Genomic DNA, 12,894 nt, shown 5'->3' on the forward strand with positions numbered 1-12,894 from the left:
ATTTTATTTCACTTCACTATACTTTCAAGGTCTATTATTTAGTATATCCTCCGACAAGTGAATGGTATCATCAACTAACATGAGATTGCTAGCATTGAAAGAATTTTTTTAATAATATTAGCAACATATTTATTTTACAAAAAATATTAATCATAAAAAATCTTGTTCATCTATACTGAATCTATAAAATATATTTTTTTAAAGTATTTGATAAAGCTTGATAACCAGCGACACTGAGATGAAGACCATCCGTTGTATAGTCTGCCTTGAGTTGCCCCTCTTGATCGAGTAAGTTCTCAAAAACAGGCACAAATTCAACCTGCATATAGGCAGAGGCAAGGTCTTGATAGGCTTGGTTCCAGGCATTGATTTTCTCATTGGTACGAATATAAACTGTCTGTTTAAAATTCTCCCCCTCATTGACCGGCAAGATTGAAACTAGCTTTATCTGTGACAGTGGATAGTCGCGTGAAATAGTTTGAATCACACTCTCAAGATTGTTTAGCGCTTCATTTATTGGAACATCTTTTCCGATGTCATTTGTCCCAATCAAAAGCACAATTTGATCCACTGCATCGCCATAGAGATGGGCATCAAGATTTTCTTGTAAAAGTCCAGTCTGGTAGCCTCGAATCCCTCGGTTCACAATGGTTTTTGACGTTCCCAATAATTCTTGCAAGGGATAATACTCTATAATGGAATCCCCGATAAAAATGATATCTGGTTCCATTACAGAAATCTGATTGAGTTCACGATACTTGGTTTGGATTTTCTCTTGCTCTTTTAAGAGCCAGTTCTCTAATAGTTGTACTGCCAAGTTATTCTCCTTCTTCTAGCCAGTTTTCTAAAGCTTGGTAAACACCTGCCTGACTGTTGGCTGGCGCCACTTTTGTCGCAACTTTCTTGACAGACTCCTCAGCATTTTCCATCGCGTAAGAAATTCCTGCCAACTCTAACATTTCGATGTCATTTTCACTGTCTCCAAAAGCCATGATTTGTTCAGGTTTCAAATCCCAACGTTTGAGCAACTCCTCTAAGCCCCATGCCTTATGAATCCCATCTTGTAAAATATCAATACAGCCGTAGCCACTAGAAACAGCTCGAACCTGACCATCAAATAATTCATTGATTTCTTGTAAAACAGAATTTGATCGTTCTTCTCCAACAACCATACTCATCTTGAGGACACCTCCAAAGAGACTTGAGTCAAATTCATCAACAAAGTGCATTCGTTGATAGAATTTCTCTATCATCTCCGGAGTCATAAAATTTTCAAGTTGAGTAAAAACGGTGCCTTCTTTCACAAAACCACCATTCATACTGGTCACTACAAATTGATCTTGGCATTCTCTACCTTTAAAATGAGCTAAAGCTCTATCAACCATAGTATCATCCCAAGTCTGAGCTTGAATCAATTGATCATTTTCGAATATACGAGCACCATTAGCAACCACAAGAACCACTCTTTCTGCTAGATGTCCCAGTAATTGTCGCATTCGATGAACTTCATTTCCCGTTGCAATGACAAAACGAACGCCACGTTGATCGAGTCGGTCCAAGATTTTTTCGAGGCGTGTTAGATCCAATTGTCCTTTAGGGTCCAACAAGGTACCATCCATATCCGTCGCTATTATCTTAATATCCATTGTGTCTCCTTGTGTTCCAAGTCACTACCACTTCAACCCTACATGTTCATTCATTTCCTTATAGGCTGTATCAATCCGTTCCTTGGTATCTTCATCTAACTGACTACGGTATTTCCCGCCCTCTATAAAATCTTCTAAAATGTAGGTCTGGTACAAATAGAGCGGATAGCCTTCTGGAGAATAAGTTCCTTTTGGTGTCCTATTAACCCAGCTGGGATGTGCTTTAGCCGTCTCAATCGTAGTCTTACCTGCTTTTTTCTTAATGGTCACGTCCATGAGAACACCACGTTCTGTCCATTTTGCATTTTCCTCATCTTGCATAGTCTCAATTCGCTGATTTGAGATGAAATTCCCCATAGAATAGATAATGAGTTTCTTGTCCCCATCTTTCTCAACCGTTTCAGCAGGCTCAACTACGTGAGGATGGCCACCAAAGATAATATCAGCTCCCCAATCAATCATCTTGTGATAGAGAATCTTTTGTTCTTCAGTTGGTTCCAATTGGTACTCAATTCCCATCTGAGGCATGATGACCGTAATATCCGCCTCTTTCTCTGCTCGTTCAATTTCAGTCTTCATCTTATCTTCATTTAGGTCAGAAAGATGATTATCATAGTCTTCTTTAGAAATGTATTCTTCAATGCCATTAAAACCATAAGAATAGGCTAAAAGGGCAATTTTAATTCCATTGACTTCCTTGATAACTATCGGTGCTTTCTCTCGTGGTTCATGGGTATAAACACCAATTGGTGTCATTCCAGCTTTTTCGATAGCATCTGCAGTTGAAAAAACTCCCTCAATCTGAGAATCCAAGATATGGTTGTGAGCCAAGTCTAAAACCTGATAACCAGCATCCTTTATAGCATCCATGACTTCTCCAGGCGCATTAAACAAAGGGTAGCCAGCTAAATAATGGCTAGGACTTATCGTCCCCTCAAAATCACCGATGACTAAGTCAGCTTGCTTGAGCCAAGGTTTTACATACTCAAAATTTTCATGAAAATCGTAAGTCCCATCTTCTTTTAGAGCAGTTCTATAAATCGGAATATGATAGAGCAAATCCCCATTTGCCATAATGCGCGCACTTGTTTCCTGTTCCGACTCTGCATTCTTCTCCTGAGAATTTAACTTTTTCTGCACAGCACTTGGATCACTACTGCTTAAAGAAATGCCTCGAGTTCCTTCTACTAATAAAGTAAACATCATCGAGACAGCTACCGAAGCTAACAAGACCACAATAAAAGTACGATTATCCCACTGCTTATAATTCCTGAAAAATCGAACAGAATGTCTAATAGCATGTAAAACAGGACCATTTTTTCTTCTACTATTACGTTGTTCCATATTTTTTCTCCTTGCTTTTTGATGCAAGTCTCCTTACCTTATTATACCACAGACAAATTAGTATTTCCTTTTATTATATTATTTTTTAGCAACTTCTGTGACTTTCTTTCTCATCTGTTTTGTGTTATCATGTAATTGTAATAGAAGGAAAGGAAAGAATATGTCTGCTATAGAACGAATTACCAAAGCTGCTCATTTAATTGATATGAAAGATATTATCCGCGAAGGGAACCCTACTCTTCGTGCCGTTGCCGAGGAAGTCAGCTTCCCCTTGAGTGATCAAGATATCATTCTTGGAGAAAAAATGATGCAATTTTTGAAACACTCGCAAGATCCTGTTATGGCTGAAAAATTAGGTCTACGTGGAGGAGTTGGACTTGCTGCACCGCAGCTCGACATCTCAAAACGCATCATCGCCGTACTGGTACCAAATATCACTGAGGAAGGTGAAACTCCTCAAGAAGCCTATGACTTACAAGCTGTTATGTACAATCCTAAAATCATCTCACATTCAGTCCAAGATGCTGCCTTAGGCGAAGGAGAAGGTTGCTTGTCTGTTGACCGTGCTGTTCCAGGTTATGTTATCCGCCACGCTCGAGTAACTGTCGACTATTTTGATAAGGATGGAGAAAAGCACCGCATCAAACTTAAGGGCTATAACTCAATCGTAGTTCAACACGAAATTGACCACTTAAATGGCATTATGTTCTATGATCGTATCAATGAAAAAGACCCATTTGAAGTTAAAGATGGCCTGCTCATTCTTGAATAAAGAAAATCCCGTTGCAAGACGGGATTTTGTGTTATAATGAAGATATGAAAACAAACGATATTGTCTATGGCATTCATGCCGTCACAGAAGCTCTTTTAGCAAATACTGGAAACAAACTCTACCTTCAGGAAGATTTACGAGGAAAGAATGTGGAAAAAGTTAAGGAATTGGCTACTGAAAAGAAAGTATCCATTTCTTGGACTTCCAAAAAATCACTTTCTGAGATGACTGAAGGAGCTGTTCATCAAGGTTTTGTCTTGCGCGTTTCTGAATTTGCCTACACTGAACTTGAGCAGATTCTTGCTAAGACACGCCAGGAAGAAAACCCACTACTACTAATCCTTGATGGTTTGACGGACCCACATAATCTCGGTTCTATCTTGAGAACAGCAGATGCAACCAATGTTTCAGGTGTCATCATTCCCAAACATCGAGCTGTCGGTGTTACTCCTGTCGTAGCAAAAACAGCAACAGGTGCGATTGAACACGTTCCTATCGCTCGCGTGACCAATCTCAGCCAAACCTTGGACAAACTCAAGGATGAAGGCTTCTGGACATTCGGTACTGATATGAACGGAACTCCTTGCAACAAATGGAATACCAAAGGAAAGATTGCTCTCATTATCGGAAATGAAGGCAAAGGTATCTCTAGCAACATCAAGAAACAAGTAGACGAGATGATCACCATTCCTATGAATGGTCACGTACAGAGCCTCAATGCCAGTGTTGCTGCTGCCATTCTCATGTACGAAGTCTTTAGAAATCGACTCTAATAAAAAGTGAGGTTGGGACAAAAGATCCCAACCTCACTTTTTATTAGCAATCAAACTTTGACGCGGTAGCTGATTGAACTTTTTGTTCGTTTTTTAGACTCCAAAAAGCTCCTAATCATCCTCGCGGGGCTGGGACTACGAAATCGAGACTTTGTCTATCGATTTCTGTCCCACCGCCTTTTTAACTATGTTCAGTAATATATTTATAGGCCTCTTGACCTGCAATAGCACCATCTCCAACTGCAGTTGTGACTTGACGAAGGTCTTTTTGACGAACATCGCCAACAGCAAAAATACCTGCAACACTTGTCTTCATGTGATCATCTGTCACAATCCAACCCGCTTGGTCTCGAATCTGCAACTCTTGGACGAAGTCACTAACAGGGTCCAATCCAACATAGATGAAGACACCACCAAAGGCTTGTTCTGTCACTTGTCCTGTTTTTACATTTTCAATGGCAACCGACTCAACACGATTTTCACCCTTGATTTCTTTGACAACCGAATCCCAAATAAAGTTGATTTTTTCATTGGCAAAAGCTCTATCTTGCAAGACTTTTTGAGCACGAAGCTCATCACGACGGTGAATGATAGTTACAGACTTAGCAAATCGTGTTAAGAAGATTGCTTCTTCAACTGCTGAGTCACCTCCACCTACGACCAACAAATCTTGGTCGCGGAAAAAGGCGCCATCACAAACCGCACAGTAAGAAACACCACGGCTATTGAGTTCTTCTTCGCCTGGAACATCCAATAGACGGTGCTTAGAACCTGTCGCTACGATAACTGTGCGAGTTTCATAAACTTGGTCGTCTGTTACGACTTTTTTTAATTCGCCATGGTCCTCAACATTTTCAACGAAGCCATAGAGATGCTCAACACCCAAATTTTCAAGAGGTTCAAACATCTTTTCTGCTAATTCTGGGCCACTGATATTAGCATAACCTGGATAGTTTTCAATGTCAGAAGTATTATTCATCTGACCTCCTGGAAGTCCACCTTCAATCAAAGCCACTTTCAGATTACTGCGTGCTGCATACAAGGCTGCAGTCATCCCAGCAGGGCCTGCACCGATAATAATCGTATCGTACATTCTCTTTCCTTCTTTCTTGTTGTAACTATTTTTATTCTAACGGATTAAATCCCATTTTACAACTATTAAGCCTTGAGAACCAACAAGATGCTCATGGTTGCAAATGATAATACTGGAATGGTCAAAACTCCAATCATAATCATATCGTAGAGATGGGCTTGACGTGCTTTAGCAGTTTTGTCAACCCCCGACAGAGCTCTAAGTCCAATCCAGAGTCCCAAAATAATCAAGACCAGTAGAATTGTCAACACTAAACTCTCTAAATACAAAGCAAATAGCTGAACTAGCATGCTCTCTCTCATTTCTATTAATTTTAAAGAGCAAACCCAGTTAGCCTAGCCAACTGAGTCTTTCTTATCTTCTATTATATCAAATATAGGTCCGTTTGTAACTAGCAAAGAATTCTTTTGTTCGTTCTTCTTTAGGATGATTGATAATCTCATCTGGTGTTCCAGACTCAATAATCTTTCCTTTATCCAAGAACAAAACCTTATCAGCTACCTGAGAAACAAAGGACATATCGTGACTGACTAAAATCATGGTTTGACCTGATTTGGCAGCATTAGCAATAGATCGTTCTACCTCACCAACTAATTCTGGATCAAGGGCTGAAGTAGGTTCATCCAAGAGCAAGATTGCTGGCTTCATGGCTAAAGCACGCGCCAAAGCTACCCGTTGTTTTTGTCCACCTGATAAGTGGCGAGGATAGTGCTGTTGACGATCTGAAAGACCAACCTTAGCTAGCTCTTCTTTGGCAATCTTAGTTGCTTCTTCGTCGGATAATTTCTTGACAACTACTAAACCTTCCTTGACATTGTCTAGGGCTGTTCTACGTTCAAATAAGTTGAACTGTTGGAACACCATGGACAACTTGCGACGAAGAGTCAAGATTTCATCTTGAGTAATTTGAGAAAAATCCACTTTGAAATCATCAATCTGAATACTTCCGCTATCAGGTGTTTCCAGGTAATTTAGGCTACGAAGAAAGGTAGATTTTCCTGCTCCAGATGAACCAATCAAAGCAACTACTTCCCCTTTTTGAATATCTAAATTCAGATGATCCAAGACGGTTTGACCTGAAAAGGATTTGCTTAAATTTGAAATCTTAATCATTAGCGAAGGTCTCCTTTCACATCTGTTTCCACTTTATCTGGTGCTTCGATTGCCATCTTTTTCTCAATAAAGCGACCAAGATTTTCAATGGCGATATTCACTACCCAATAAACTAGGGCGACCGAGATGAAACGCTCAAAGTAACGATAGTCTGCACCACCCAAAATCTGAGCTTGGGCAAAAACTTCCACAACACCTGCACTAAAGGCTAGGGAAGTTCCTTTAGTCAAACCGATTAGAGAATTAATCAAGGTTGGTGTTGCAACAACTGCTGCATTGGGAATAATCACACGACGATAGACTTGCGCACGCGTCATACCGAGACTGCGAGCGGCTTCAATCTCCCCTGGATTTACAGAAAGAATGGCTGCACGAATGGTCTCGCTGGCATAGGCTGCTTCGTTAAAAGCAAAAGCTACAATGGCAAAAGCTGCGGCTGGAATCGCATTTATATTAAAAGCAGTTCCCCATTGTTGATTCAACGCTTTTAATGCTAGAGGAATTCCATAGTAAGTCAACATCAGCTGCACTAGGATTGGTGTCCCTTTTAAGAAACTAACAAAGAATGCTTGTAATGGATAAAGAATTCTAACGCGATTAATTTTTACAATAGCAAAAACCAAGGCCAAGATTATACCAAAAAAAGCACCAAATACTGTCAACATCAATGTTGTTGGCAATTGTTGTACAATTCTTGGAATCCCATCAAAGACAGAACGAAAACTAAACAGTTTACCGTCTGGAATATACTGCATCAAGTTTTGGTACCAATCTGATGCTAAAATTGTTGTAACATTCATAGAAACATCCTCTCCTGATAATGAATCATTCTATCATACTTCTGCCTAGATTTAAAATATTTGCTACGAGCGGAAGAGACTTTGTCTACCTACTAGTTTATCATACTTTAAAAGCGTGAGGTTATATATTTTACCTATCAAGGAGATAGAAAAAAACTATTTCAAATCCAAGTTGTCATAGGTTTTACGATAACCAATCTGCTTCACAGCACCATTCTCCACTAATATTGGACGTTTTAATAACATACCATCACTGGCCAAGAGTTTGGCTGCTTCTTTATTTGATAAAGTTCCAACCTTGTCTTTTAAACCAAGTTCACGGTATTTAATACCACTAGTATTGAAAAATTGCTTCAACTCAAATTCTGAAGTTTCAAGCCAATTTAAAATGACTTCTTCACTCGGAGTTTCTTCTACAATATGAACATCTTTATACTCTAATCCGAGTTGATCTAACTCTTTTTTGGCTTTTTTACAAGTTGTACATTTTGGATATTCGATAAATTCTAACATTTTTTCTCTTTCTATTTTTTACTTTCTTGATAACTTGCACCTTCATGATTCAAGAGCCAAGCCTTCTTATCAAGTCCCCAAGCATAGCCTGTCAGACGTCCTCCAGCACCTAGCACACGGTGACAGGGGACAAGAATAGACCAGGGATTGCGCCCTACTGCTCCTCCGATTGCTTGGGCAGAAGCTACTTGCAAGTCCTTAGCTATTTGTCCATAAGTAACAGTCTGACCAAAGGGTATTTCCCGTAGATAAGACCAAACTTTCTTTTCAAATTCACTTCCAATCGGAGCCAGAGGAAGCTCAGATAGGTCCTGGTCTTGTCCTGAGAAATAGCTATCTAAATAAGAAGCAACTTGGTTCAAAACTGGATGGCTTGGAACATCAACGATACACCCAGCTTCCAAACCTCTCTCAAAATGTTTCTGACCTTGAAACCAAATGCCAAGCAAGTAGTGGTCATCAGCAACTAGTGAGAGCTCCCCTACAGGAGAAACATAGAGCATTTTTACATACTTTTTAGGCATTGGATTTTAATTTTTGATAGGCCAAGCGTTCCCCATCTACTGGAACTTTACCAACTTGTTTAAAACCTAGCTTCTCAAAAATATGTTGCATGGCTTTGTTTTTAGCGTGCGTATCTGAACGAAAATCTAGGTAATCAAAGCCTTCAATCAAGCCTTCCAAGAAGGTCTGGGCAACACCTTGCCCTTGGACATCTCTAGAAACCGCAATCCGGTGAAATACAAGGTATTCTGGTTCTCTTCCTTCCCAGCTTCCATCATAAATGGCTTCATAGGCTTTTTCTGGACTCTTGGTTACTGCTGCATAAGCTAAGAGCTCTCCTTCTTCCAGGGCTACATAAGCCTGACCTGAGATAATATCTTCGATAATCGTATCAGTATTTGGATAACCATTTTGCCATTGGGTGCTATCAGCTTCCGCCAAGCATTTTTTAGCTTCCTCAATCACTTGCATAATTGCATCTACTTCGTTTGGAAAGGCTAAACGAATTTCCATCTTATCTCCTCTTTTCTGACTAGTTTCTCTCATCATAGCATAATTTAAGGCTTTCTACAAGCAGTTAAAACTTGACTTTTGATTTCTATTATTTTATAATCTAGTTATCAAAACTAGATAAACAGGAGTTGGAAATGAAATCTACTTTTTCCTACCCAGAATGGAACGAAATTCCAAACATTGATCTCTATTTGGATCAGGTCCTACTTTATGTGAATAAAGTTTGTTCCCCTATTTCTCTTGCTAAAGAGAAAGGTTTAACTGCATCAATGGTGAACAACTATGTCAAACACGGCTATATCAGCAAACCTGAGAAGAAAAAATACCAACGCAAACAAATCGCCCGATTGATTGCTATCACAACGCTCAAGTCTGTTTTTTCAATCCAGGAAATTGCTCAAACCCTGAATACCCTACACACAGAGACTAACTCAGAAGAGCTTTACAACGCTTTTGTGGACTACATGAACGAAGACATTGACCCAGCCAATCCTATTATCCAAGCAAGTTGCCAAACGGTCAAACTCTATCATCAAACACTTGCACTAGTCTATATAGAAACCGAAGAGGAGGAAACAAATGAATACTAGTTTCAAACTTAGCAAGCGCCTTAGTTTTGGAGAAGAGATAGCAAACAGTGTAACCCATGCTGTAGGGGCACTTATCATGCTGATTTTGCTCCCTATCTCATCGACATATAGTTATGAAGCTCATGGATTTTTATCATCGATTGGGGTGTCGATTTTCGTTATTAGCCTCTTTCTCATGTTCCTTTCATCGACCATTTATCATTCTATGGCGTATGGTTCCACTCATAAGTATGTCTTGCGCATTATCGACCATTCCATGATTTATGTGGCAATCGCTGGATCTTATACTCCTGTGGTTTTAACTTTGATGAACAACTGGTTTGGTTATCTGATTATTGCCATCCAGTGGGGAACAACTATTTTTGGTATTCTTTATAAAATCTTTGCCAAAAAAGTCAATGAAAAGTTTAGTCTAATTCTCTACTTAATCATGGGTTGGTTAGTTGTGGCTATCCTACCAGCAATCATCAGTCAAACAAATCCAATCTTTTGGACTCTTATGGTATCAGGTGGTCTTTGCTATACAGTTGGTGCTGGATTTTACGCTAAGAAGAAACCATACTTCCACATGATCTGGCATCTCTTCATCCTAGCAGCTTCTGCTCTCCAATACATTGCCATTGTTTATTACATGTAAAAATAGGCCGGGAAAATCCCGACCTATTTTTATTTGCACATGTTGATAAAGTATTGATGCAAGCGAAGATCATTTGTCAATTCCGGATGAAAGGAAGTCACTAGCATATTATTTTCTTGAGCTGCAACGATTTGATGATTCACTACTGCCAGAACATCAACACCCTTACCAACTTCACTAATAATAGGTCCACGGATAAAGGTCATGGGAATTTTGCCAACACCCTTACAGTCTGCTTCGGTATAAAAGCTTCCTAGCTGACGTCCATAGGCATTGCGCTCAACTATTATATCCATAGTCGCTAGATGACTTTCCTCTTGAGAAGTGATTTGACTCGCTAGCAAAATCAAACCGGCACAAGTCCCAAAGACTGGTAAACCATTGAGAATAGCCTCTCTTAGAGGGAGTAGCATTTGCTGGTCACGTAGGAGTTTTCCCATAGCTGTAGACTCACCTCCAGGTAAAATCAAACCTGACAAGTCACTCTGATGTTGTTGAAAGTCTTCAAGATTTCGCAGTTCAATACTTTCTACTCCTAGTTTTGCAAGGACTTTCTCATGCTCTACAAAGGCTCCTTGCAAGGCCAATATTCCGATTTTCATCTATTTTCCTCGCTCTGCCATAAGAATTTGAATTTCATTCTCATTGATACCAACCATGGCTTCCCCTAGATCTTCAGAGATTTGAGCCAAAATTTGAGGATTTTGATAGTTTGTGACTGCCTTGACAATGGCTGCTGCACGTTTAACAGGATCACCTGACTTGAAAATCCCTGAGCCAACAAAAACTCCTTCTGCACCTAGCTGCATCATGAGAGCAGCATCTGCTGGTGTTGCAACTCCTCCAGCTGCAAAGTTGACAACTGGTAATTTCCCATGTTCATGGACGTATTGAACTAATTCTACTGGAACTTGGAGTTCTTTTGCTGCGACATAGAGTTCATCTTCACGGAGATTTTGAATGCGACGAATTTCTTGATTCATCATACGCATATGGCGGACTGCCTGAACGATATCTCCTGTTCCAGGTTCCCCTTTTGTTCGAATCATTGAAGCTCCTTCAGCGATACGACGCAAGGCTTCTCCTAGATCTTTTGCACCGCAAACAAAAGGAACTTGGAATTCTTTCTTATCCACATGGAAACGATCGTCAGCTGGAGATAGCACCTCACTCTCATCGATATAGTCAATTTCGATGGCTTCCAAAATCTGTGCTTCGACAAAATGCCCAATTCGAACCTTGGCCATAACTGGAATGCTGACTGCTTCTTGGATTTCCTTAATCATCTTTGGATCACTCATGCGAGAGACACCACCCGCTGCACGAATATCAGCTGGGATTCGTTCCAAAGCCATAACTGCTACCGCACCCGCAGCCTCTGCAATTCTTGCTTGTTCAGGATTTTGAACATCCATAATGACGCCACCTTTAAGCATCTGTGCCAAATTCTTATTTAATTCATAACGATTTTCAGTCATTTTTTTCATCCTCAATAGTTGTATTGGTAGCTACAGTTTTATTGTAAGGTATAAAAGACTGCATAACAAGATAAAATAAATAGTTTTGTCCGGGTACAATTATCTCTATCACAAAAAAAGCACCCACATTGGGTACTTTTATTTCTTAGATTTTTTAATGTTTTTAACAAGATAAAACAGATATCCTGAAACCATGTAGGCAACAAAGATAGTGGCTGCCCATTTAAAGACAAAGCCCCAACCGTGTTTGGGAGCATTCAAAAAGAAATAAGGGAAGGGACTATCCTTAGCATTAGGGACAGCCATCTTTAGAACAAAACCGTTTAAGATGGCAAAAATCATATAAAGCAGAGGAAGGCTGGTCCAAAGCATGGGATCAACTAACTTATATTGACGACTCTTATCAAAAATAATTGTATCTGCTAAAAACCAGAGAGGGACAATATAATGGCAAAGGAAATTTTCCAAACGGTAAAAATCTGTCGTCAAGGGAGCTAGCATGAAATGATAGATGACACAAGTAATCATGATACTCATAGTGACACCACCTTTGAGACGTAGAATTCCTGGACTTTGCCAACTATCACCGCCACTACGCATCTTTAACAAAAGATAAGCTGTAAAGATGACAACCAAAAGGTTGGAAAGGACTGTATAGTAAAGCAACATCCCTAAACCACCACGTTTGGTAATTTCCAGATAGACCCCTGTAAATGCTGCGAAAAACAAGAGAGTCCGACTGAAAAAAATAAATTTATTCCAAGCAGTCATGATTAAATCTTTTTAACAAATTCTGATTTCAATTTCATAGCACCAAAACCATCAATCTTACAATCGATGTTGTGGTCACTCTCAACAATACGGATGTTTTTCACACGAGTTCCTTGCTTAAGGTCTTTTGGTGCGCCTTTTACTTTGAGGTCTTTGATCAAGGTTACTGTATCACCGTCAGCCAATTTATTTCCATTAGCGTCGATAGCAACAAGGCCTTCTTCAACCTCTGCTTGCTCAGCAGGATTCCATTCATAAGCACACTCTGGGCAGACTAGCAAGGCTCCGTCTTCATAGACATATTCTGAATTACATTTTGGGCAATTTGGTAGATTGTTCATTTTATC

The 12,894-nt window shown here is 39.7% G+C and carries 18 protein-coding genes; 4 read left to right on the plus strand and 14 right to left on the minus strand.

Translation table 11 applies throughout. From position 1 onward, the window contains the following. Nucleotides 1–181 precede the first annotated feature (181 nt). From QM917_RS05975 to QM917_RS05985, 3 genes are read right to left on the minus strand one after another with little or no spacing between them, the layout of a single operon-like run. On the minus strand, nucleotides 182–817 hold the full coding sequence (locus QM917_RS05975; RefSeq protein ID WP_075231803.1) for an SGNH/GDSL hydrolase family protein: 636 nt from the start codon (nucleotides 815–817) through the stop codon (nucleotides 182–184). A 1-nt stretch (nucleotide 818) separates the two neighbouring features. After that, the gene (locus QM917_RS05980; RefSeq protein WP_414285238.1) at nucleotides 819–1,646 is read right to left on the minus strand and encodes an HAD family hydrolase; all 828 of its coding nucleotides are present in this window, start codon (nucleotides 1,644–1,646) and stop codon (nucleotides 819–821) included. A 24-nt stretch (nucleotides 1,647–1,670) separates the two neighbouring features. Further along, nucleotides 1,671–2,990 carry a CapA family protein gene (locus QM917_RS05985; protein ID WP_414285239.1) on the minus strand — a complete coding sequence of 440 codons (1,320 nt, stop codon included), beginning with the start codon at nucleotides 2,988–2,990 and terminating at the stop codon, nucleotides 1,671–1,673. Between the two features lie 160 nt (nucleotides 2,991–3,150). On the opposite strand from QM917_RS05985, the gene def reads away from it, so the two are divergent. Together def and rlmB are read left to right on the plus strand one after the other, a co-directional pair. Next, complete coding sequence (def, locus tag QM917_RS05990; RefSeq protein ID WP_281334594.1) at nucleotides 3,151–3,762, plus strand: peptide deformylase; 612 nt, start codon at nucleotides 3,151–3,153, stop codon at nucleotides 3,760–3,762. 44 nt (nucleotides 3,763–3,806) lie between these two features. Further along, the gene (gene rlmB / locus QM917_RS05995; RefSeq protein ID WP_414285240.1) at nucleotides 3,807–4,535 is read left to right on the plus strand and encodes a 23S rRNA (guanosine(2251)-2'-O)-methyltransferase RlmB; all 729 of its coding nucleotides are present in this window, start codon (nucleotides 3,807–3,809) and stop codon (nucleotides 4,533–4,535) included. A 181-nt stretch (nucleotides 4,536–4,716) separates the two neighbouring features. Here rlmB and trxB read toward each other — a convergent pair whose 3' ends face one another. The 7 genes from trxB to QM917_RS06030 all read right to left on the minus strand — a co-directional run bounded on the left by trxB (nucleotide 4,717) and on the right by QM917_RS06030 (nucleotide 9,071). Further along, nucleotides 4,717–5,628 carry a thioredoxin-disulfide reductase gene (gene trxB / locus QM917_RS06000; RefSeq protein ID WP_414285241.1) on the minus strand — a complete coding sequence of 304 codons (912 nt, stop codon included), beginning with the start codon at nucleotides 5,626–5,628 and terminating at the stop codon, nucleotides 4,717–4,719. Between the two features lie 65 nt (nucleotides 5,629–5,693). Next, complete coding sequence (locus QM917_RS06005) at nucleotides 5,694–5,918, minus strand: DUF4059 family protein (protein WP_000960970.1); 225 nt, start codon at nucleotides 5,916–5,918, stop codon at nucleotides 5,694–5,696. Between the two features lie 79 nt (nucleotides 5,919–5,997). Beyond that, entirely contained in the window at nucleotides 5,998–6,741 is a 744-nt protein-coding gene (locus tag QM917_RS06010; protein WP_045762917.1) for an amino acid ABC transporter ATP-binding protein, read from the minus strand. Next, on the minus strand, nucleotides 6,741–7,541 hold the full coding sequence (locus QM917_RS06015) for an amino acid ABC transporter permease (protein ID WP_075231798.1): 801 nt from the start codon (nucleotides 7,539–7,541) through the stop codon (nucleotides 6,741–6,743). Before QM917_RS06015 ends, QM917_RS06010 begins: the two co-directional genes overlap by 1 nt. Nucleotides 7,542–7,697: 156 nt before the next feature. Then, nucleotides 7,698–8,054: a Spx/MgsR family RNA polymerase-binding regulatory protein gene (locus tag QM917_RS06020; RefSeq protein WP_075231797.1), complete on the minus strand. Its 357-nt coding sequence runs from the start codon at nucleotides 8,052–8,054 to the stop codon at nucleotides 7,698–7,700. Nucleotides 8,055–8,065: 11 nt separating this feature from the next. After that, nucleotides 8,066–8,578 carry a methylated-DNA--[protein]-cysteine S-methyltransferase gene (locus tag QM917_RS06025; protein ID WP_075231796.1) on the minus strand — a complete coding sequence of 171 codons (513 nt, stop codon included), beginning with the start codon at nucleotides 8,576–8,578 and terminating at the stop codon, nucleotides 8,066–8,068. After that, on the minus strand, nucleotides 8,571–9,071 hold the full coding sequence (locus QM917_RS06030; protein WP_075231795.1) for a GNAT family N-acetyltransferase: 501 nt from the start codon (nucleotides 9,069–9,071) through the stop codon (nucleotides 8,571–8,573). Before QM917_RS06030 ends, QM917_RS06025 begins: the two co-directional genes overlap by 8 nt. Before the next feature lie 134 nt (nucleotides 9,072–9,205). On the opposite strand from QM917_RS06030, the gene QM917_RS06035 reads away from it, so the two are divergent. Next, nucleotides 9,206–9,661 (plus strand): DUF1836 domain-containing protein, encoded by a 456-nt coding sequence (locus QM917_RS06035; protein ID WP_414285242.1) that lies wholly within the window; start codon nucleotides 9,206–9,208, stop codon nucleotides 9,659–9,661. Further along, entirely contained in the window at nucleotides 9,651–10,298 is a 648-nt protein-coding gene (gene trhA, locus QM917_RS06040) for a PAQR family membrane homeostasis protein TrhA (protein WP_001097751.1), read from the plus strand. Before QM917_RS06035 ends, trhA begins: the two co-directional genes overlap by 11 nt. A 29-nt stretch (nucleotides 10,299–10,327) precedes the next feature. Here trhA and pdxT read toward each other — a convergent pair whose 3' ends face one another. The 4 genes from pdxT to QM917_RS06060 all read right to left on the minus strand — a co-directional run bounded on the left by pdxT (nucleotide 10,328) and on the right by QM917_RS06060 (nucleotide 12,888). Further along, complete coding sequence (gene pdxT / locus QM917_RS06045) at nucleotides 10,328–10,900, minus strand: pyridoxal 5'-phosphate synthase glutaminase subunit PdxT (RefSeq protein WP_414285243.1); 573 nt, start codon at nucleotides 10,898–10,900, stop codon at nucleotides 10,328–10,330. Then, the gene (gene pdxS / locus QM917_RS06050) at nucleotides 10,901–11,776 is read right to left on the minus strand and encodes a pyridoxal 5'-phosphate synthase lyase subunit PdxS (RefSeq protein WP_250307433.1); all 876 of its coding nucleotides are present in this window, start codon (nucleotides 11,774–11,776) and stop codon (nucleotides 10,901–10,903) included. A 138-nt stretch (nucleotides 11,777–11,914) separates the two neighbouring features. Next, nucleotides 11,915–12,547, minus strand: a complete 633-nt coding sequence (locus QM917_RS06055; protein ID WP_414285244.1) for a Pr6Pr family membrane protein — start codon at nucleotides 12,545–12,547, stop codon at nucleotides 11,915–11,917. Between the two features lie 2 nt (nucleotides 12,548–12,549). Beyond that, nucleotides 12,550–12,888 carry a zinc ribbon domain-containing protein YjdM gene (locus QM917_RS06060; RefSeq protein ID WP_414285245.1) on the minus strand — a complete coding sequence of 113 codons (339 nt, stop codon included), beginning with the start codon at nucleotides 12,886–12,888 and terminating at the stop codon, nucleotides 12,550–12,552. Between the last annotated feature and the right edge of the window lie 6 nt (nucleotides 12,889–12,894).

Source organism: Streptococcus infantis (assembly GCF_047460685.1).
Taxonomy (GTDB): Bacteria; Bacillota; Bacilli; order Lactobacillales; family Streptococcaceae; genus Streptococcus; species Streptococcus infantis_AD.

Coding starts and splice junctions, on each gene's coding strand:
- QM917_RS05980 (WP_414285238.1), bottom strand. CDS start 1,646: ATGGATATTAAGATAATAGCGACGGATATGGATGGTACCTTGTTGGAC.
- QM917_RS05985 (WP_414285239.1), bottom strand. CDS start 2,990: ATGGAACAACGTAATAGTAGAAGAAAAAATGGTCCTGTTTTACATGCT.
- def (WP_281334594.1), top strand. CDS start 3,151: ATGTCTGCTATAGAACGAATTACCAAAGCTGCTCATTTAATTGATATG.
- rlmB (WP_414285240.1), top strand. CDS start 3,807: ATGAAAACAAACGATATTGTCTATGGCATTCATGCCGTCACAGAAGCT.
- trxB (WP_414285241.1), bottom strand. CDS start 5,628: ATGTACGATACGATTATTATCGGTGCAGGCCCTGCTGGGATGACTGCA.
- QM917_RS06005 (WP_000960970.1), bottom strand. CDS start 5,918: ATGCTAGTTCAGCTATTTGCTTTGTATTTAGAGAGTTTAGTGTTGACA.
- QM917_RS06010 (WP_045762917.1), bottom strand. CDS start 6,741: ATGATTAAGATTTCAAATTTAAGCAAATCCTTTTCAGGTCAAACCGTC.
- QM917_RS06015 (WP_075231798.1), bottom strand. CDS start 7,541: ATGAATGTTACAACAATTTTAGCATCAGATTGGTACCAAAACTTGATG.
- QM917_RS06020 (WP_075231797.1), bottom strand. CDS start 8,054: ATGTTAGAATTTATCGAATATCCAAAATGTACAACTTGTAAAAAAGCC.
- QM917_RS06025 (WP_075231796.1), bottom strand. CDS start 8,578: ATGCCTAAAAAGTATGTAAAAATGCTCTATGTTTCTCCTGTAGGGGAG.
- QM917_RS06030 (WP_075231795.1), bottom strand. CDS start 9,071: ATGGAAATTCGTTTAGCCTTTCCAAACGAAGTAGATGCAATTATGCAA.
- QM917_RS06035 (WP_414285242.1), top strand. CDS start 9,206: ATGAAATCTACTTTTTCCTACCCAGAATGGAACGAAATTCCAAACATT.
- trhA (WP_001097751.1), top strand. CDS start 9,651: ATGAATACTAGTTTCAAACTTAGCAAGCGCCTTAGTTTTGGAGAAGAG.
- pdxT (WP_414285243.1), bottom strand. CDS start 10,900: ATGAAAATCGGAATATTGGCCTTGCAAGGAGCCTTTGTAGAGCATGAG.
- pdxS (WP_250307433.1), bottom strand. CDS start 11,776: ATGACTGAAAATCGTTATGAATTAAATAAGAATTTGGCACAGATGCTT.
- QM917_RS06055 (WP_414285244.1), bottom strand. CDS start 12,547: ATGACTGCTTGGAATAAATTTATTTTTTTCAGTCGGACTCTCTTGTTT.
- QM917_RS06060 (WP_414285245.1), bottom strand. CDS start 12,888: ATGAACAATCTACCAAATTGCCCAAAATGTAATTCAGAATATGTCTAT.